This is a genomic window from Trichocoleus sp. AS-A1, from assembly GCF_039962015.1.
Classification (GTDB): domain Bacteria; phylum Cyanobacteriota; class Cyanobacteriia; order Cyanobacteriales; family FACHB-T130; genus FACHB-T130.
On the sequence record NZ_JAMPKG010000003.1, the window covers coordinates 1 to 18,796 of the forward strand.

Annotated in this window: 15 protein-coding genes; 9 read left to right on the plus strand and 6 right to left on the minus strand. The window is 45.2% G+C overall.

From position 1 onward, the window contains the following. Positions 1 to 127: 127 nt before the first annotated feature. Positions 128 to 1,879, minus strand: a complete 1,752-nt coding sequence (locus NC994_RS03300; protein ID WP_190434215.1) for an ABC transporter ATP-binding protein — start codon at positions 1,877 to 1,879, stop codon at positions 128 to 130. Between the two features lie 245 nt (positions 1,880 to 2,124). Continuing rightward, positions 2,125 to 2,358, minus strand: coding sequence for a hypothetical protein (locus NC994_RS03305; protein ID WP_190434216.1), 234 nt, complete (start codon positions 2,356 to 2,358; stop codon positions 2,125 to 2,127). A gap of 392 nt (positions 2,359 to 2,750) precedes the next feature. Between NC994_RS03305 and NC994_RS03310 the strand changes: the two genes are divergently transcribed. From NC994_RS03310 to NC994_RS03330, 5 genes are all read left to right on the plus strand, one after another. After that, entirely contained in the window at positions 2,751 to 4,454 is a 1,704-nt protein-coding gene (locus NC994_RS03310; protein ID WP_190434218.1) for a bifunctional diguanylate cyclase/phosphodiesterase, read from the plus strand. A 66-nt stretch (positions 4,455 to 4,520) separates the two neighbouring features. Continuing rightward, positions 4,521 to 4,736: a hypothetical protein gene (locus NC994_RS03315; protein WP_190434220.1), complete on the plus strand. Its 216-nt coding sequence runs from the start codon at positions 4,521 to 4,523 to the stop codon at positions 4,734 to 4,736. A 943-nt stretch (positions 4,737 to 5,679) separates the two neighbouring features. Then, positions 5,680 to 5,859: a hypothetical protein gene (locus NC994_RS03320; RefSeq protein WP_190434224.1), complete on the plus strand. Its 180-nt coding sequence runs from the start codon at positions 5,680 to 5,682 to the stop codon at positions 5,857 to 5,859. A gap of 132 nt (positions 5,860 to 5,991) precedes the next feature. After that, positions 5,992 to 6,888: an AraC family transcriptional regulator gene (locus NC994_RS03325; protein ID WP_190434226.1), complete on the plus strand. Its 897-nt coding sequence runs from the start codon at positions 5,992 to 5,994 to the stop codon at positions 6,886 to 6,888. Positions 6,889 to 6,979: 91 nt separating this feature from the next. Further along, positions 6,980 to 8,554 carry an amidase gene (locus tag NC994_RS03330; protein WP_190434228.1) on the plus strand — a complete coding sequence of 525 codons (1,575 nt, stop codon included), beginning with the start codon at positions 6,980 to 6,982 and terminating at the stop codon, positions 8,552 to 8,554. A 401-nt stretch (positions 8,555 to 8,955) separates the two neighbouring features. Here NC994_RS03330 and NC994_RS03335 read toward each other — a convergent pair whose 3' ends face one another. Then, positions 8,956 to 9,084, minus strand: a complete 129-nt coding sequence (locus NC994_RS03335) for a hypothetical protein (RefSeq protein ID WP_277877550.1) — start codon at positions 9,082 to 9,084, stop codon at positions 8,956 to 8,958. Between NC994_RS03335 and NC994_RS03340 the strand changes: the two genes are divergently transcribed. From NC994_RS03340 to NC994_RS03350, 3 genes are all read left to right on the plus strand, one after another. Continuing rightward, positions 9,083 to 14,476, plus strand: coding sequence for an AAA family ATPase (locus NC994_RS03340; RefSeq protein ID WP_190434230.1), 5,394 nt, complete (start codon positions 9,083 to 9,085; stop codon positions 14,474 to 14,476). The two genes, NC994_RS03335 and NC994_RS03340, sit on opposite strands and share 2 nt — an antisense overlap. 283 nt (positions 14,477 to 14,759) lie before the next feature. After that, positions 14,760 to 15,035, plus strand: a complete 276-nt coding sequence (locus NC994_RS03345) for a hypothetical protein (protein ID WP_190434232.1) — start codon at positions 14,760 to 14,762, stop codon at positions 15,033 to 15,035. Beyond that, on the plus strand, positions 15,032 to 15,328 hold the full coding sequence (locus NC994_RS03350; RefSeq protein WP_190434234.1) for an antibiotic biosynthesis monooxygenase: 297 nt from the start codon (positions 15,032 to 15,034) through the stop codon (positions 15,326 to 15,328). The genes NC994_RS03345 and NC994_RS03350 overlap by 4 nt, the downstream gene beginning before the upstream one ends. Here the strand turns inward: NC994_RS03350 and NC994_RS03355 are convergent. After that, positions 15,325 to 15,945 (minus strand): heme-binding protein, encoded by a 621-nt coding sequence (locus tag NC994_RS03355; RefSeq protein WP_190434236.1) that lies wholly within the window; start codon positions 15,943 to 15,945, stop codon positions 15,325 to 15,327. The two genes, NC994_RS03350 and NC994_RS03355, sit on opposite strands and share 4 nt — an antisense overlap. A 205-nt stretch (positions 15,946 to 16,150) precedes the next feature. Further along, on the minus strand, positions 16,151 to 17,179 hold the full coding sequence (pyrC, locus tag NC994_RS03360) for a dihydroorotase (RefSeq protein ID WP_190434238.1): 1,029 nt from the start codon (positions 17,177 to 17,179) through the stop codon (positions 16,151 to 16,153). 183 nt (positions 17,180 to 17,362) lie between these two features. Here pyrC and NC994_RS03365 point away from each other — a divergent pair, with 183 nt between their 5' ends. Continuing rightward, a complete protein-coding gene (locus tag NC994_RS03365) occupies positions 17,363 to 18,115 on the plus strand; it encodes a DUF4336 domain-containing protein (RefSeq protein ID WP_190434240.1) in 753 nt (250 codons plus the stop codon). Positions 18,116 to 18,337: 222 nt separating this feature from the next. On the opposite strand, the gene NC994_RS03370 is transcribed toward NC994_RS03365, so the two are convergent. Next, a complete protein-coding gene (locus NC994_RS03370; RefSeq protein ID WP_190434241.1) occupies positions 18,338 to 18,757 on the minus strand; it encodes a helix-turn-helix domain-containing protein in 420 nt (139 codons plus the stop codon). Positions 18,758 to 18,796 lie beyond the last annotated feature (39 nt).

An 18,796-nucleotide genomic window follows, 5' to 3' on the forward strand; every position in this document is an offset into this window, starting at 1 on the left:
GATCACTTTCTGACGAAAGTCGTAACTGTAAGGTTTAGGCACGGCAGAGCAAACGGTAACAAGTCACAATTACACCTTCATTCTACGTCCTAACCATCTTGGCGGTTGCTATAACAAATTTCTCTGATTAAATTGCTCCACTTTCAATCTTTCGCTTCACCTGGGACTCCAAAATTGCCCCATAAAGGGGACTATTTTGCATCAACTCTTCATGGGTTCCTTGCGCTACCAATCGTCCTTTATCCATCAACAAAATCCGATCGGCATTCCGCACGGTACTAATGCGTTGAGCGATCGCAAAGGTCGTGCAAGCTTTTTGGCGCATCAGGCGATCGAGTTCCTCCTGAATCTGGGCAGCGGTTCTGGCATCTACGGCAGAGGTGCTGTCATCGAGGATGAGAATGCTGTAATCTGTCAGCAATGTGCGAGCGATCGCGATCCGTTGCTTTTGTCCGCCCGATAAGCCTACACCCCGTTCTCCAACAATCGTTTCGTAACCATCCGGCAAGCTGGTAATAAAGTCATGCATTTGCGTAGCTTTTGCGACTTCAATGACTTGCTCCAAGTCTGCATCAGGCTTAGCATAAGCAATATTCTCGCGGATGGTGCCAGAGAACAGTGTGGTTTCCTGAAATACGATGCCAATATGCGATCGCAAGCTTGTTAGGGTGAAGTCCCGCACATCTCGTCCATCGATGCGAACTGACCCCGCCGTAACATCATAGAAGCGCGGAATCAGGTTGATAATGGTGCTTTTCCCGGAACCAGTCATCCCCAGAATGGCGATGAGTTCTTTCGGTTTAGTTTCAAAAGAAACATCTTTCAGGGCTTCTGTGGTGGCTCCTGGATAGCGGAACGAGACATTTTCAAATGTAATTCGACCGCCGCAAGTTTCAAAAGGGACAGCACCAGGGCGATCGCGAATTTCAATCTCTGCATCCACTACTTCATAGACTCGTTCGGCAGATGCTGCCGCTTGCGCGATCGCGGGAGCCGCAAATCCTATTAATAAAACGGGTTGAAGAATCAACAGCAAGTAAGAGTTAAACGCTACCAATTCTCCAATTGAAAACCGATTTTCAATGACCTCTGCACCCCCATAACCGATGACAACGACTGTCACCAAGTTACTGAGCAAAAAGATGAACGGAAAAGTATCGCGGATGGCGCGAATGGTCTTCATGTTGGTCACAATCAACGCATCATTCAGCGTCGTGTAACGCTTTGCTTCTGCTGATTCTCGGACAAACGCTTTTACCACTCGCACGCCCAGCAGGTTCTCTTGCAATACAGTATTCAGATTACCGAGTTGCTCCTGAACTTGCCCGAACAACCGGCTATTTTTGGTGAGAAATTGCGCCAACAACCACCCTGAGATGGGTACGACTGTTAGCGTAATCAGCGCTAGTTGCCAGTTCATTAATAGCAGGATGGTGGCAATGCTGACAAGTGTTATGACTGCACCGATCACTTGCATCAGGCTCGTACTGAGGAACGTGCGGATTTGCTCAATATCGCTAGTGACGCGAGTTAGCAGTTGAGAAGTCTGGGATTGGTCGTGATAGCTGAAACTGAGGTTTTGAATCTTGCTGAAAATCTTGTTTCGCAGATCGTAGGCAACCCCCTGAGATGCGGTTTCTGCCCAAAAACTTTGTCCGAAGTTAAACAAACCGCGCGCGATCGCAGCAACGACCATCCATCCAGCGCTGTAAAACACAATTTGGAGGTTTCGCTGGGCAATCCCTTCATCGATTCCCCAACGAAACAGTTGGGGAGTGACGGCATAAGCAGCCGTTAAAAGCAAGGAACTGAGCAACGCCCCTATCGAGATCCAACGGTAGGCGATTAAACTTCCTAGCACGCGCTGAAGCGGCTGCATTGATGACTTGTTTTGGAGTTCTGATTGCTGAACCAATAGAATTTACCCTTCTGTATTTAGAAAAGTCTCTCCTGACTAAGATTAACTAAGATTCGATAGAAAAAAGCTGCAATCCTCAAGGACAAGCTGCTTTGCATAACCGTCGCCTCACGCCTCACTCAAGTCGCGATCGCATCTTGCACCAAGCCGTAAGCCGTCACAATAGAATTCTGGGGCGATCGCATTTCCAGCCCTAAAAGCGCAGACTAACCGAGAATCAAGGATTTTATAACCTGCGTAGCCAGGTTTTGTTTGTGTGCTTGCGATCGCTGTGCGGTTTCAACCACCAGGTTGCAAGATGCGAGGAAACCCACCCACGGCAATACCTCGTCTACCCACCGCATCGAAGTCACCGTAAATTTATGGCTTCTCGTTTGGGTGCCATACATCTCTAGCGGCATAGCAATTAAAAAGCCTCTATCGAACGTTAGAACCGCCATCTATTCCACCTAACTGAAAAATGCTGTACATGCGATCTCAATCTTTCCCGGTCGTCCCACGTTCAAAGCATTACACTGAGTGACTTAAATTCTGGCGATCGCTTTCACTTTCCCTAATTTCTCGGAGATCAAAGCTTTATTTATTCTTAATTTTTTTATAAATCAGTGATTATACGGTGAACATTTATGATTTCAAAAATGTACTGTGTAGTGAGATGTATCAAAAATCTAAAATTTGGTTTCGGTGAATACCATATTTAAGGTTATAAATGTAACCTTGCATCGGTTGATTTGAAAGGGAAGTAGTCCTCTATATCTCCAAAATGCCAGATATGGTTCTGCCATATTACTTGGTAAGTAATTTGCCAACTTTTAACCCTTGAGCAGCATCTATGAAACTCAATTGCAAGCTTGCCCTGTACTCCTTTCTAGCTCGGTTCGGACTGCTTAAGAAAAGCTATACCGCCAAAATTATGTTGGTGGCATTTTTAGGCACTCACGTACCACTTTTAACCTTATTGATAACTTTCGTTATTTCAAACTCTTATTCCTGGGAAATGACAGTGCGAGTGCTGGTGATTGCTCTGTTGGCTACCTTAGTGGGTACAGCAGCTACTCTGTATGCACTACGCCACCTCCTCGCCCCAGTCATTTTGACATCTGCTGCATTACAAGACTATTTGAATACCAAAAAGTTACCCGAACTGCCTACAGAATTTGCCGATGAAGCAGGCACATTAATGGCAGATACCTCACAAACTCTTCATAAGTTAGATGAATTAATTCACTACATCAGCAACTACGATGGACTGACTGGATTACCTAATCGGGATTTATTCTGCGATCGCTTGCATCAGATAGTATCCCAATCTGAAAACGACCAGCGGCTGGTAGCAGTGGTTTTGTTGGGTATCGACGATTTCACTGATATGAGTCATACATTGGATCGGGAAACCTTAAATTTGCTGTTAAGAGCAGTTGCGCAACGTTTGACAACCTGTATGAGTCAAACAGAGATTCTGGCTCATGTGAGTGGAGATGAATTTGCGATCGCGCTAACGGAAATTCCCTGCTTTGAGAGCGCGATCAAGCTATCCCAGTTGCTAGTAAGTACGCTGGCAAAACCCTTCTTTTTAGAGGGAAACTCGATTCGGATTACCGCCAGTATTGGTATCGCGATTAATGACCTAGAAGATCGTAATGGTGTGGATAAACTGTTGCAAAAGGCTCGTCTGGCGCTATATCAGGCGAAACAACAAGGACGTAGCCAATATCAGTTCTATTCGCCAGAAGTGAATGCTCAGTTGCAGGAACGACTGGTATTAGAAAATGAATTACATGGAGCGGTTGAGCGCAACGAAATGGTGGTTTATTACCAACCCTTGATTGATTTGCATACCAGAAAAATCACGGCAATGGAAGCCCTGGTTCGCTGGCAGCACCCGACGCTAGGGTTGGTTTCTCCAGCTAAGTTTATTCCCATTGCAGAAGCAAATGGTTCGATCGTGCAAATTGGGGAATGGGTTTTGCGAACTGCTTGCGCCCAAACTCGTGCTTGGCAGCTTGCCGGATTCCCTCCAATTCGGATATCGGTAAATCTGTCAGCTCGACAGTTTGAACAACCAAATCTAGTCGAAGTCGTCAACCAAACCCTTGAGGAAACCGGGTTAAAAGCATCTTACCTAGAACTGGAAGTGACTGAAAGCCTCCTCATGGGGGACGTTCAGCGATCTGTTAACACTTTAGATCAATTACGAAACCTGGGTATCTTGCTGGCTTTGGATGATTTTGGCACCGGCTATTCCTCTCTGAACTACTTGAAGCGCTTTCCCGTTACCATGCTCAAGATCGATCGGTCATTTGTGCAGGATGTGACATCTAATCCTGATAGCGCCGCCGTAACCGATGCCATCATTGCCCTCGCAAAGAGCCTGCGGTTGAACATTACAGCAGAAGGCATAGAAACCCAAGAACAGCTTGACTACTTGCAAAGACGGGGGTGTGAAGAAGGTCAGGGGTTCTACTTTAGCCGTCCTGTCCCCGCTGATGCGATCGCCCAAATGCTCCAAGAAAGTTTTCAGCAAGCCGTAGCCTAGAGAAAATCTGGCTAGCTGTTAGAGTGCCTCCTTTAATCTCTAGAGATCGCACTTGTTTCGTATTGGGTGAGTGCGATCGCTATCCTCATCAAGGTATCTTTGCTGCTAGATGAAGCGGATATTGCGATCGCACTCACTTTTTACCTAGATGAAGCGGGTATTGCGATCGCCCTCACTTTTTACCTCACCCAAATTTACACGATACAGCAGAAAGGTGAGAGAGGCTCTATGTGCGATCGCACTCCACATACCAACAAACGAGATCGCATCGGCTGTTACTGAAAACTGTAGTTTATCTACTCTCCTGAGAAATCATATACCGAAAGTTTCAGTCTTATAGAGAGTTAAGTAGTTACTTATCCTACATTTCTGGCTCGAACCTGTAATGAATGTTCAAATATATTTAGCGAAGCCTGAGGATTTGGAGAGGATCTTGGAACTCCAAGCGAGTTCGCTTAAGCTTTTAGCATCTCAAGAGTACAATGCTAGGCAAATTGAGTCTTTAATTAGAAGTCAGAAGTCAGCTAGATCAGAATATAAGGAGATAGTATTCGTAGCATATTTCCATTCTAAACTAGTTGGATTTGCCTCTTTGTCAGTCTATACGTCTACAATTCATGCCATCTTCGTTCATCCTGATTTTAAGCGTCTAGGCATTGGCAAAAGGTTACTTGAAACTATGGAGCATACAGCGATCGAGAAGGAATACAGAACTCTTTATGTGATGTCATCCCTAACAGCAGTTAATTTTTATCGAGCGATGGGTTATAAGAAAACTCACAAATCTGGTTTTTGGTCCGAGGGCAAGACTTGGATACCATGTGTAAACATGCAGAAGCAGTTAATTCCTCTGACACCGAGGGAAAAATGGACTTGGCGAATCATTTTTTTCATTATTTGCTTAGTTGTTGTTGTCAGGCTCCTGCGGGGTTAGCTAACGATCAACCTTAATTAGACTCCGCGATTGCCTACAGCACAAGCGAAGCCGATCCACACCATCCCCAACTTCCCTGCATAACCGTTGCAACTGATGTTCTTGGCTGGGAAAACAATAATCCAGCGATCGCTTTCCCTTCATCAAAAACGCGCTCGCTTGTATAAATTGCTTTTAGTGGCGATTCACGTGGCGCTGTTTAGCGCTCGCTAAATTGCAGATTCATGCAATTTACATCTGCTTAAAATTCTGTAAGAAGCGATCGCGATCGCTATCATCATCAAGGTATCTTTGTTGGTATATCCAGGGTTTGTTGCGATCGCTCCCAACATTCATTCTCCACATTCAGAGTGTGCGATCGCTTTTGGCGTGCAACCACATCCACAACAACTCTCGATCCTCCACGCCTTCTTCCGGCGCAGAGCGATCGGGAGCCTTCGGTTTGGCTCTGATGAATTCCTATACAAATAAACAAGACTTTTGGTTGCATTGCAGAAGCTGCTCAATCTTTCTGATGGAATCTTTGTGCGCCTGCGCCTTTTTGTGTCGATGAACTACGCGATCGATATTGATACACTAAGCATGTAGGGATGAGTTCACCCCATGTCACAAGTCAAACCAAGAGCGATCGCCAATGAAGACGATCTCATCCAAATCTTGGAGCGATCACCAATTCTCACAAGTCAAAAGGCAGGTTGGAATAACATTTTCCTTGGACATTTCCGCACACCTGCCTATGAAGCTCCTGAAGTTTCCAGTCTCTTTTGGCATAGTCTTCTCATTTTCCCAAAAACCGAGGCTCCGATTCAGGCACAGCGAACCCTAGACGGAAAAATACGGCATGAGCAAGTAATTGAAGGAGATATAGTCATTACTCCTGCCCAGGTTAGTCATCGTTCTTGTTGGAATGCAGAACATGACTTTATCGTTATGGCTATTGCTTCTGATGTTTTCGCTCGTGCTATTGACGAATCGGCTGAATCTTCTAACGTTGAGCTATTGCCTCAGTTCGCCATATCTGACGGGCTAGTTCTGCAAATTGGGCTGGCACTTAAGCAAGTGTTAGAAAACAATCCTCAAGGGAGTCGTCTCTACGCTGAGACGATGGCTAATGCTCTAGCGGTTCACCTGTTACAAAACTACTCAGCACGCCAACCTATTCTACGTGACTATAATGGCGGTCTTTCCAAACACCAATTGCGGCAAGTCATTGACTACATTAATGGGCATCTCGACCGAGATTTAGGTTTAGCGGAACTGGCGAAAATCGTGCAGATGAGTCCCCATTATTTTACTCGCTTGTTTAAACAGTCAACGGGCTTGACTCCGCATCAATATGTGATTCGCCGTCGAGTCGAACGGGCTAAAGAATTACTCCTAAACGGAGAACTCAGTATTGCAGAGGTAGCCTACAGCGTTGGTTTTGCCAACCAAAGCCATCTCAACCGTCACTTGAAACGTCTGCTAGGCGTGACTCCCAGACATATCCGACAAGGATAGCAAGAACGTACAACAAATTGGACGAATCTACAAGACGCTCTGGATTAGAAAGGTAATTCTGAGTAATGTAGAGTTACAAGGTGAGCGGCAAATGGATACCGTTAAAATTCCTTCCGCTATTGTTGGCAGTAGCGCCACAGAAATTACTCAAAAAATTGCGGCTGGAGAACTTTCTGCTAGTGAAGTCGTTGAGGCGCACATTCAACGCATTGAAGAGGTTAATCCTCGCTTAAATGCTGTTATTATCCCTCTATTTGAGCAAGCGCGATCGCAAGCAAAAGCTGCTGATGAAGCTCGTTCTAGGGGAGAAACACTGGGACTATTACACGGAGTTCCCATCACTATCAAGGAGTCCTTTGATGTAGCGGGAACTGTCTCCAACATGGGAATCTCTGCTCTCAGTCAAACGGCAAAGCAGGATGCGCCACTGGTCAAAAGACTGCAACAGGCAGGAGCGATTATTTTAGGTAAAACCAATGTCCCCCAGTTGCTAGCATCGAACGAATCGGATAACCCCATCTACGGTCGCACCGTGAATCCCTGGAATCCGGAACGCTCTCCAGGGGGAAGCAGTGGTGGTGAGGCGGCGATTATCGCGGCTTTGGGTTCGTGTTTTGGCTTGGGGAGTGATATTGGCGGCAGCGTTCGGATGCCTGCTCATGCCTGTGGGATTTCCAGCCTGAAACCCACATCGAATAGGTTATCGATGGTCGGTCACATACCCCTGTTACCCGGTCAAGAAGCGATACTGGCACAACCCGGCCCAATGGCACGGACTGTCGCTGACTTGAACCTGGCGATGAAAGTTCTGGCGGTACCGGGACAGGAAGCGTTTGACCCCAGTATTCCACCCGTACCTTGGCGCGAACCGTCTGATGTCAAAGTGGAGAATTTGCGAATCGCTTTTTTCACTGACAATGGCATCATTACTCCTTCCCCTGCCGTGCGACGTGCGGTGAGAGAAGCTGCTGTTTCGCTTGAAAAACGTGGTGCGATCGTCGAAGAGTGGACACCTCCAGACTTGCTTAAAGCTTTACAGTTATACCTCCAACTCTATGGTGCAGATGGCTTAGTAACCTCGAAAAGGCAGTTAGGTAACAGCAAACGGCATCCACAAATTAATCAGACCATTCAAACAGCTTCTCTGCCAAAACCTTTACTCAGAGTTATTGCAGCAATTTCTGGATTCATGGGGCAGCCGCTCATCGCTAAGCTTTTTCCTTATATAGGCGAAGTATCGGTGAGCGACTACTGGCGCGTTATTGATGAACGTAACCGCTACCGTGCTGCTTTTATGGCAGCTTTAGATGCTGAACAGTTCGATGCGATACTCTGTCCAGCTTGCGCTCTGCCAGCGCTGATTCATGGTAGTAGTAACTACTTAGTCCAGGATGCGACTTATACTATCCCGTACAATTTACTGGGTATGCCCGCAGGCGTGGTAGCCGCCACGCGGGTGCGTCCGGGTGAAGAAAGCGATCGCTTACCTAGTACACAGTTAAGTGAGCAAACAGCTTCCAAAGTAGAACAAGGGAGTGTTGGATTACCTGTGGGTGTACAAGTTGCAGCGCGTCACTGGCGTGAAGATATTGTTTTAGCCGTGATGGCGGCAATAGAAGAACATTTCCAGTCGCAACCTGACTATCCGATTCATCCACCTGTTTAGGTTAGGCTGACATCTCCCGTGACCCCTATTTTCAAGAGAGATCGCAGTTATCGCTCTTGTGTCACTCCAGGAAAATAAAAATAGTAGCCAATGGATGAAAGCCCTACTTAATGGACAATCTAGCGATCGCTTGCCTGATAGAAACTCATGTCATAGGCTCAAATGCTAAAACTAGCTTGCTGTAATGGTTTCAGCTTTCGCTCCGGTGAGAGTGATAAAAGAGCGATATATCCTCGATCCTTAGATGAATATTAGAAAAAATACTAGCCTGTTGGCTGCGATACTAAGTTGTTGGAGCAAAGAAATCACTAGAGTCAGACAAGTCAATTTCAAGAAGCCTTGAGTGTTGTCAACAGACATTGATTATCTACCGAGAGATTAAAGACCGTTAAAGTGAAGGGTCAGCATTGGGTAATTGGCGAAATGTTTACGCTTCCCTGGGCAACTCGGCCAAGGCGATTGAGTACCATCAGCAGTCGTTGACCATCGCCCGTAAAGTTCATGACTGCCAAAAATGGAGACCCAAACATGATTAAACTCCCTGGAATTAAAGTTTTAGCCCAAATTTACGAAAGTGCCAATTCCCTGGTCTACCGAGGAATTAGAGAACAAGATAACCAACCGCTGATCCTGAAAGTCCTCAAAGAAGACTATCCTACCCCTGCCGAACTTGTCCGTTACCAGCAGGAATATGAAATTACTCGCAGCTTGGAGATAGGGGGAGTTGTTAAAGCTCACGAGCTACGAAGACATAACAACACACTGGTAATGCTATTAGAGGATTTCGGTGGAGAATCTTTAGAGAGACTACTCAAAAACCGATACTTTACCTTATTAGAATTTCTCCAAATTGCCATTCAGATCGCTGAAACTCTGGGAAGAATTCATCAGTCAAACATTATCCATAAAGATATTAACCTGTCCAATATTGTTTTAAACCCTCAAAACGGAGAATTAAAAATTATTGACTTTGGCTTGTCCACAGTCTTGTCCAGGGAAAACACTGCCTTAAAAAGCCCTAATGTTTTAGAAGGAACGTTAGCTTATATTTCTCCCGAACAAACAGGCAGGATGAATCGAGCAATCGATTACCGCACTGATTTTTACTCGCTCGGAGTTACCTTTTATAAAATATTGACAAACCAATTGCCTTTTGATGCTATCGATGCAATGGAGTTGGTTCATTGTCATATTGCTAAACAACCCATCCCACCCCATATAATTAATCCCGAAATTCCTCTGGTCGTTTCAGAACTCGTGATGAAACTCCTGGCGAAAACAGCCGAGGAACGATACCAAAATGCTCTAGGCATTAGAGATGATTTGGTGATATGTCTAAGACAACTAGAAACAGATGGGAAAATTGAAGATTTTGTTTTAGGTGAACAGGATATTTCTAATAAATTTCAAATCCCGCAAAAGCTCTATGGTAGGTCAACTCAAATTGAAACGTTACTCGCAGCTTTTGAGCGAATCACTCATGGTACTAGCCAACTTATGCTCGTTGCTGGATATTCCGGGATTGGTAAATCAGTATTAGTTCAAGAAATCTATAAACCAATTACTGAACGACGCGGTTATTACATTTCTGGTAAATTTGACCAGTTCCAGCGAAATATTCCTTACAGTGCTATCGTCAGTGCATTTCGAGAATTAGTTCGACAACTGCTAACTGAAACGTCTGAACAACTGCACCTATGGCGTGACAAACTCGTATCAGCATTAGGAGTAAACGGACAAATTATTATTGATGTTATCCCCGAAATCGAACTGATTATTGGCAAGCAACCAGCCGTCCTAGAGCTAGCAGGAACTGAGTCCCAAAATCGGTTTAACTTAGTTTTTCAAAACTTCATTCAGGTCTTTTGTCAACAAGAGCATCCCTTAGTTATCTTTCTAGATGACTTACAGTGGGCGGATGCCGCTACTCTAAAATTAATGCAGCTAATGATGACCGATGTAGATATGAACTATCTACTGCTGATTGGGGCATATCGGGATAATGAAGTCAGTGCAGCCCATCCCTTAAAAATCACCTTATCAGATATTCAAAAATCTGGAGCAACTGTAAATTCTATCTTGCTCTCGCCGTTAGATTTAACTTGTATCAATCAGTTAATTACCGATACGCTTAAATGCGACGCAGAAAGGGCAAAGCCATTAGCCGAATTAGTGCTTGCCAAAACTCAGGGTAATCCGTTCTTCCTGAAAGAGTTTCTCCAGTCGCTTTATACAGAAAACCTATTAGATTTCGATTTTCTCAGTAGCAGTTGGCAGTGGAATTTAGATCAAATTCAAGCACGAGGTATTACTGATAATGTCGTTGAGTTGATGACTCAAAAAATTCAAAAGCTACCAGAACTGACGCAAGAAGTATTAAAAACGGCTGCGTGTATCGGCAACCAGTTCGATTTAAAAACTCTCTCAAGAGTAGGTAAAAAGCCGCAAAAAGAAACGGCAAACGAACTTTGGCCAGCCGTGCGAGAAGGTCTAATTGTTCCAGTGGGAGATGATTACAAATTTCTGCAAACAGACCGAAATCCGAATGAATTGAAGGTAGCTTACAGGTTTGTCCACGATCGCATCCAACAAGCCGCCTACTCTCTCATTCCCTCACACCGCAAGCAAGCAAGCCATCTGCAAATCGGTCAACTACTCCTGAATAGTACCCCACTCCAGCAGCAAGAGGAAAAAATCTTTGACATTGTTAATCAATTGAATTTCGGCAGCAATCTGCTTGAAAACCAGCAGCAGCGAGATGAATTGGCAAAGTTAAACCTAATAGCTGGCAAGAAAGCAAAAGCCTCAGCCGCTTATCAACCCGCCCTTACCTACCTAACAAACGGCTTAGATTTGTTGAACCCCTCTGAGTCCTCCCTTAGCAAGGGGAGCCAGTGCGTTGCGGGGGTCTCCCCCGTTGTAGCAACTGGCGTGGGAAGTGAAGGCGGGTCAAGTTGGCAGACGCAGTACGATACTACACTTGCTCTGTATGTAGAAGCCGCAGAAGCCGCCTATTTGTGCGGTCAATTCGATGAAATGGAGAGATTAGTTCCAGTCGTGCTGCAACAGGGCAAAGGACTACTGGATAAGGTGAAAGTTTATGAAGTTAAAATCTCTGCTTATCTAACGCAGAACAAGCCATTAGAAGCAGTCGATACTGGACTAACAGTTCTGAAGCTGTTGGGAGTAAGTTTGCCTAAAAAGCCCAGTAACTTAGATGTCTTACTCGGTTTGATGGGGACAAAGTTAGCCTTGCTAGGGAAACGCATTGAGGACTTAATCGAATTACCGGAAATGACTGATCCTGATAAGTTGGCAGCAATTCGTATTCTATCGAGTGTAAGTTCTGCTTCCTATATAGCTGCTCCTAACCTATTACCGCTGGTTATTTTGAAAGGTATCAATATATCGGTCAAATACGGTAATGCTTCCTTCTCAGCAGTGATGTATGCAGCTTATGGGTTGATTCTTTGCGGAGTATTAGGAGACATTGAATCCGGCTATAAATTTGGCAATCTAGCTTTAAGTCTATTAGAGCGGCTCAATGCTAGGAAAGTAAAAGCGAAAACAGTCGCTATTGTTAATTACTTTATCAGGCATTGGAAGGAGCATGGAAGGCAGACATTACAGCCTTTACTGCTCGCCTACTCGAGCGGACTAGAAACAGGAGATTTAGAATATGGGACATATTCCATATTGTGGAACTCCTACAATTCCTATTGCATGGGGCAAGAGTTAGCTGTTGTTGAGCGGGAGGCAGCCAAATACAGTGACACTATCCAAAAATTAAAGCAAGAGCGAAACTTTCATTACATTAATCTAAATCGGCAGATGGTTCTGAATCTGATGGGGCAATCGAAAAATCCCTGCCGTTTAATTGGTGATGTTTATGACGAATCGAAAAGACTGCCCCTTGATCTTGAGGCAAATGATCAAACCCTACTTTTTCATACATATCTTGAAAAACTGACACTCTGTTACCTATTTGGAGAGTATGAGGAAGCGTTAGACAATGCGGCACTAGCGGAAAAATATATAGATAGTGCAGCCGGGATGTTGACGACTACGTTATTTTACTTTTACGATTCGCTTGCAAGAGTGGCCGTGTCTTCTTCTCCCTCAAAATTTCAGCAAAAACGCCTTTCTCGAAAGGTACAATCTAACCAGAAAAAACTTAAAAAATGGGCGCATCATGCCCCAATGAATCATTTACATAAATTTTATCTTGTAGAAGCAGAACGGCACCGAGTTCAAGGGTCAGAAGTTGTGGCAATGGACTATTACAAAAAAGCTATTGCTCTTGCTAAAGAACATGAATACATCAATGAAGAAGCACTAGCGCACGAACTCGCCGCTAAGTTTTATCTCGCTTTAGATCAAGATAAAATCGCGCAAGTCTATATGCAAGATGCCCGTTATTGCTATCTCCGCTGGGGCGCAACAGCTAAAGTTAACGACTTAGATACGCGTTATCCTCAGTTATTACAAAGAACGTCCTCGAACAGGGGAACACTTAGCAAAAAGGTATCTACGCCGCCTACCACAACAGGAAGTAGCACTTCTTCTGAACTGGATTTGATCGCAATCGTGAAAGCTTCGCAAACCCTATCTGAAGAAATTCTGCTAGAGAAATTACTGGCAAAATTGATGCGGATTATTATTGAGAATGCCGGAGCGCAAAAGGGCTTTTTGATTCTGGAAAAGAAGGGGAAATTGCTAATTGAAGCTGAAGGAGCTGCGGATAAAGATGGCGTGACTGTGTTGCAGTCAATCCCCGTCCAGTCTATATGGGAACCTGATGATGAACTTCTAATATCTCACACAATTGTTAACTATGTGGCTCGCACGCAGGAAAGTGTAGTCTTGAACGATGCTGCTAATGACCCTAAATTTGCTCATTCTCCCTATATCAAAGTACATAAGCCTAAATCAATTTTGTGTTTCCCTCTCCAACATCAAGGTAAACTGGCAGGAATTATCTATTTAGAAAATAATCTAACCACAGAGGCTTTTACTCCTGATCGCGTAGAAGTCTTAAATCTACTTTCCTCTCAGGCGGCGATTTCCATTGAAAATGCCCGCCTCTACAATAATCTCACCGAACTCAACCAAGCTTTTGAGCGCTTTGTCCCCCGTCAATTCCTCCAATTCTTGAATAAAGAAAGTATTATTGATGTTAAAGTAGGCGACCAAGTTCAACAGGAAATGTCGGTACTCTTTTCCGATATTCGCGACTTCACAACTTTATCGGAAAGTATGAACCCTCAAGACAATTTCAAATTTATTAATTCCTATTTGTCTCACATGGAGCCAGCCATTATTGAAAACCAAGGATTTATTGATAAATATATTGGCGATGCAATTATGGCTCTATTTAGTGGCGAGGCAGATAATGCAGTGAAAGCAGGAATTGATATGCTGCGTCGTCTTACCGAATACAATCAACATCGCACCGCTTCTGGACACGTGCCGATTCAGATTGGCATTGGCATCAATACAGGTTCTTTAATACTCGGTACGGTTGGGGGAAAAAACCGGATGGATAGCACGGTAATTAGCGATGCAGTGAATTTAGCCTCGCGGATAGAAAGCTTGACTAAAAAATATGGGATTTCGCTGTTAATTAGTCACAAAACTTTCCAGTCTTTGCCAGATTCTAACCAGTATGCTATCCGTCTTATCGATCGCGTAAAAGTTAAGGGAAAATCAAAAGCGGTATCGATTTTTGAAGTTTTCGATGCCGATCCGCCTGAGACTTATGAGGGCAAGGTAGCCACGAGAACGCTATTTGAAGAAGCTTTGATACTCTACCATTGGCAAAAGCTTAGAGATGCTGAACAATTATTTGCTGAGTGCCTGCGCCGCAATCCTACAGATAAAGCAGCTCAAATTTATCAACAGCGCTGCACTCAACCCGATTAGGACTAGGCAAAAATAGAAGGTTGGTGCAACCTAGGGCAACTCTGAGTTGGAATTATTGATATGTATAGGTTTCAGCCTTTGTCTCTTTACTGATGAATGATACCCGTTTTCACCGCTTGTTATCGCTCTTTTGTCACTCTCGCCTGAGCGAAAGCTGAAACCCTTACACCAAGCTAGGTTTAGCATTTGAGCCTATGACATGAGTTTCTATCAGGCAAGCGATCGCTAGATTGTCCATTGAGTAGGGCTTTCATCCATTGGCTACTATTTTTATTTTCCTGGAGTGACACAAGAGCGATATATTAGAGCGATCGCTCTCTTCGGCTTTTGTTATGGAGGATTGACGCTGAATCTTGCGATCGCAGTGGGCATTATTCACACCCTAGAAGAAATTGCGATGACGTTAATCCTTCCTCAGTGGACTGATGATGTATTAAGTATCGTTCATACACTCTCGACTGCACCAATCTTACTGAAGAGAAAGCGATGCTGTGAAAGCCACCGCTACTTGATAGCACCTTGTATTATAGTATCCGTGCTAAAAACATCCAGCCCATGATACTAGAGGTTGCAATCCTTGATGTTAAGCCCAGTATGGTTAATGAGTTTGAAACGGCTTTTAAAACAGCTTCAACCATCATTGCCTCCATGCCAGGGTACATCTCTCATGAACTCCAACGTTGCTTAGAAACCACGAACCGCTATATTCTACTTGTGCGCTGGCATTCGTTAGAAGATCACACCATTGGGTTTCGACAATCGCCAGAGTACCAACAGTGGCGTTCCTTGTTGCATCACTTCTATGACCCGTTCCCAACAGTGGAACACTATGAGGTCGTTGCTTTTCGCTAGCCATCTACCCGACGAATTGGAATTTGGATTTCACTGCGCTTGGCAGGTTCGGGGACATAGGGAGCATCGTAGAAGAAGCGGCGAGGTGAACCGACGACAGTCCACTCCGGGTGCTGCGCTAACCACTCCCGTAAGCGCTCTATGTTCTTTTGGTAGCTTACGTAATCGTAACTGCCTTTTAGCCCAAGCCTGACGACTGTCATGGGTGCAATATCTTCTACCTGAATGTTTTGTGCAATCTCAGAAGGGTAGATGTCAGTGCTGCGGTAGAGGAATGAAACAAGTGCTTCACCCCGTTCATTGGATGCGCCCATCTCACTGGCTTCTAGGGTGTTAACTGGATAACGGGTTTCTACCGGAGCCGTCATGGAGATATTGTTAGAGCTGATGTGGCGATAGAGAGGGTCAAAAGCTCTATTAGCTGCCATTGAGAGTTCTCCTGAATAGCGAACTGTGGCAGAACGGTATGCGGGATATTGTTTGACTTCAATTTGCCCTTCTGGTGTTGGAGGTGGAAATCCTTCTGGCAAGGGAGCGGCGGTAGCACTGTAGGCGAAAAATGCGATCGCAACTACTACCAGGATTCCTACGGGGAATAATATGTTCTCTAGCTTCACAGGGAACCTCAGAAATTCATCCTATTCTCAGTCTGGCAGTTTTTCATGCGAGCAGGGTTTCACCTTCCTTGCACAGCGCAATCATGCGATCGCAATTCCCTCTCGACACAGTACCTATCTTACCTTTACCCATCAGCTCCGAACCTAAGGAATAGCGTGTCTATAACACGATTGCCTAAATCAATTAGCCTCAGCTATGCTAGCGTCAAGCTATTTGCCACGTCATCTCCTGACCTGCCCGTAAGGGCACAAGTCCGGATTCAGTAAATGGCAATTCATCGGGAACGCGCCAGGTCGTTCTGGTCAAGGTAATCTGTTCGGTATTGCGCGGAAGTTGATAAAAATCTGGCCCATAGAAGCTAGCGAAAGCTTCAAGTTTATCGAGTGCATCAACGCTCTCAAAAGCTTCTGCATATAACTCCATAGCATGCAGAGCCGAATAGCAACCCGCACAGCCACAGGAACTTTCTTTGCCATTGCGGGGATGGGGGGCGCTATCGGTGCCCAGAAAAAACTTAGGATTGCCAGAGGTTGCTGCTTGCAAAAGCGCCAAGCGATGCTCCTCGCGCTTCAAAATTGGCAGGCAATAGAAATGGGGGCGAATGCCACCTTGAAATAGGATATTGCGGTTAAACAATAGATGTTGTGGCGTAATCGTTGCAGCGATATTGTTGGCAGACAGGACATACTGCACAGCATCTGAGGTGGTAACGTGTTCAAGCACCACGCGCAGGTTGGGAAATCGCTGCTTGAGAGGGATCAAATGTTGCTCGATAAACGCTTTCTCGCGATCGAACATATCAACATCTTGATCCGTCACTTCCCCGTGCAGTAATAAAGGCAGGTCTACCTGCTGCATCGCTTCAAAGACGCGATCGCACTGCCGAATGTCCGTCACACCGAAGTCTGAATTGGTCGTTGCACCGGCTGGGTAGTACTTTACCGCTTTGACAAACTGGGATTTTTTAGCTCGGATAATTTCTTCGGGGCTGGTGTTGTCGGTGAGGTAGAGCGTCATCAGTGGCTCAAAATGTTTGCCAGCCGGAATCGCTGCAAGGATGCGATCGCGATAGGCCGCAGCATCCGCTACCGAGCGTACTGGGGGCTTCAAGTTCGGCATGATGATAGCGCGGGCAAACTGACGCACCGTATGGGGCAGAACCGCTTTCAGCGCTGCACCGTCACGTAGATGTAGATGCCAGTCGTCGGGTCGGGCGATCGTAAGCTTTTGCATCTTTCAATTATAAAACTGCGAGTGCTTTAGCAAGGAAGACACAAGCTAACAACGCCCAGGCACACTGCCTACCAACAGATAATCGGTTTGATGCAGAGGTTACTTGCGGCAGGTGATGGTCACTGCTAGCCTACTTTTATACCCCGCGCTAGAGCAGTAAGCCTTTACCTTCCTTTCGTAGCTATGAGCAACGACGCGATCGCACTTTATGAACCAATCAACCTTCTGAAACAGGTTGACGAAGATATTTGGATCGTAGATGGTTCCATCGTGCAGATGGCAATGTATGGAGCAAAGGTGCCCTTCCCAACCCGAATGACGATTGTGCGACTGAACACTGGTGACCTATGGTGCCATTCACCAACAGAATTGACTCCAGAACTGAAAGCTCAAATTGACTCCCTCGGTTCACTGCGCTACCTCATTTCGCCCAACAAAATCCATTACGCCCATATCGGTGCTTGGGCTAGCGCTTATCCAGAAGCTGTAGCATGGGCATCTCCAGGTGTTCGCGATCGTGCCGCACAGCAGAAAATTGCCGTGGATTTTGATGCTGACTTGGAAGATGAACCACCACGTGAGTGGGTAGCAGACCTAGACCAATTAATCTTTCGTGGCGGTCGATTTATGGAAGAAGTCGTCTTTTTCCACCGCAAGAGTGCCACTCTCATCCTTGCCGATCTCATCGAAAACTTTGAACTAAATAAAGTAAGTCAGCAGTTGCATTGGCTACTTAAATTAGGGGGTGTTGCCGATCCGGATGGAAAACTCCCATTGGATTTGCGAATGACATTTCTCGGGAAAAAGGAACAGGCACGTAGCTGCTTACAGCGAATACTTCAGTGGAACCCTGAAAAAGTTATCCTATCCCACGGTCGTTGGTATGAGAATAACGGTACTGCTGAGTTACGGCGTGCTTTTCGCTGGCTTGAATAACGTTTAGACGACAGCAAGCTGACACTTTAATGAAGCGGATAGTGTAAAGGATCTCATGCTTAGTTTCACTTGTATCTACCGTCGCTCACTTTTGCCGTTAGCCAGCAAGCATTTAGGGCGTTATTGGACTAAATTGTATAACTGAACGTATTGTGAAGGGCTACGTTAAGCATTTCTAAAAGCATTTAATATCGTTTGCATTACTTTTTCTGAGCCTCTTGCTTAAAGCTTATTGTCCTTCAATTTATTGGGTTGCCTAAAACGATTTTTACCAGCAATACGCAGGAGCCGCAAGAATTTTGGACATTCAAAATGGTTAGGCGCAGTGCAAGCTGCTGCGTGGCGGAGACCATCGCGCATCGCAGTCAGTTCTTTAATCTTTTTATCCAACTCATCTGCCTTCGCTAAAAGCAGCGTTCTATTGATTTCAGGGACTTCAGGCGTAAACATTTCACGAATCTCATCGAGTGAGAAACCGGCGCTACGCCCCAAGGAAATCAAAGCGAGCCGTTCTATGATATTAGTATCAAAAAGCCTGCGTAAGCCATTTCTGCCGTTCGACTGGATCAGCCCTTTTTCCTCATAAAATCGTAGCGTTGAGGTCGGTAATCCAGAAGCCTTTGAGACCTCAGTGATATCCATGATTTTCTTGGTGCAACGACTGCTTGACTTCAAGTCAAC

What these genes read in the sequence shown, in the direction of transcription:
- NC994_RS03330 (WP_190434228.1), top strand. Translation starts at nt 6,980, where the DNA reads ATGGATACCGTTAAAATTCCTTCCGCTATTGTTGGCAGTAGCGCCACA.
- NC994_RS03365 (WP_190434240.1), top strand. Translation starts at nt 17,363, where the DNA reads ATGAGCAACGACGCGATCGCACTTTATGAACCAATCAACCTTCTGAAA.
- NC994_RS03310 (WP_190434218.1), top strand. Translation starts at nt 2,751, where the DNA reads ATGAAACTCAATTGCAAGCTTGCCCTGTACTCCTTTCTAGCTCGGTTC.
- NC994_RS03340 (WP_190434230.1), top strand. Translation starts at nt 9,083, where the DNA reads ATGATTAAACTCCCTGGAATTAAAGTTTTAGCCCAAATTTACGAAAGT.
- NC994_RS03300 (WP_190434215.1), bottom strand. Translation starts at nt 1,879, where the DNA reads ATGCAGCCGCTTCAGCGCGTGCTAGGAAGTTTAATCGCCTACCGTTGG.
- pyrC (WP_190434238.1), bottom strand. Translation starts at nt 17,179, where the DNA reads ATGCAAAAGCTTACGATCGCCCGACCCGACGACTGGCATCTACATCTA.
- NC994_RS03350 (WP_190434234.1), top strand. Translation starts at nt 15,032, where the DNA reads ATGATACTAGAGGTTGCAATCCTTGATGTTAAGCCCAGTATGGTTAAT.
- NC994_RS03370 (WP_190434241.1), bottom strand. Translation starts at nt 18,757, where the DNA reads ATGGATATCACTGAGGTCTCAAAGGCTTCTGGATTACCGACCTCAACG.
- NC994_RS03325 (WP_190434226.1), top strand. Translation starts at nt 5,992, where the DNA reads ATGTCACAAGTCAAACCAAGAGCGATCGCCAATGAAGACGATCTCATC.
- NC994_RS03305 (WP_190434216.1), bottom strand. Translation starts at nt 2,358, where the DNA reads ATGGCGGTTCTAACGTTCGATAGAGGCTTTTTAATTGCTATGCCGCTA.
- NC994_RS03335 (WP_277877550.1), bottom strand. Translation starts at nt 9,084, where the DNA reads ATGTTTGGGTCTCCATTTTTGGCAGTCATGAACTTTACGGGCGATGGT.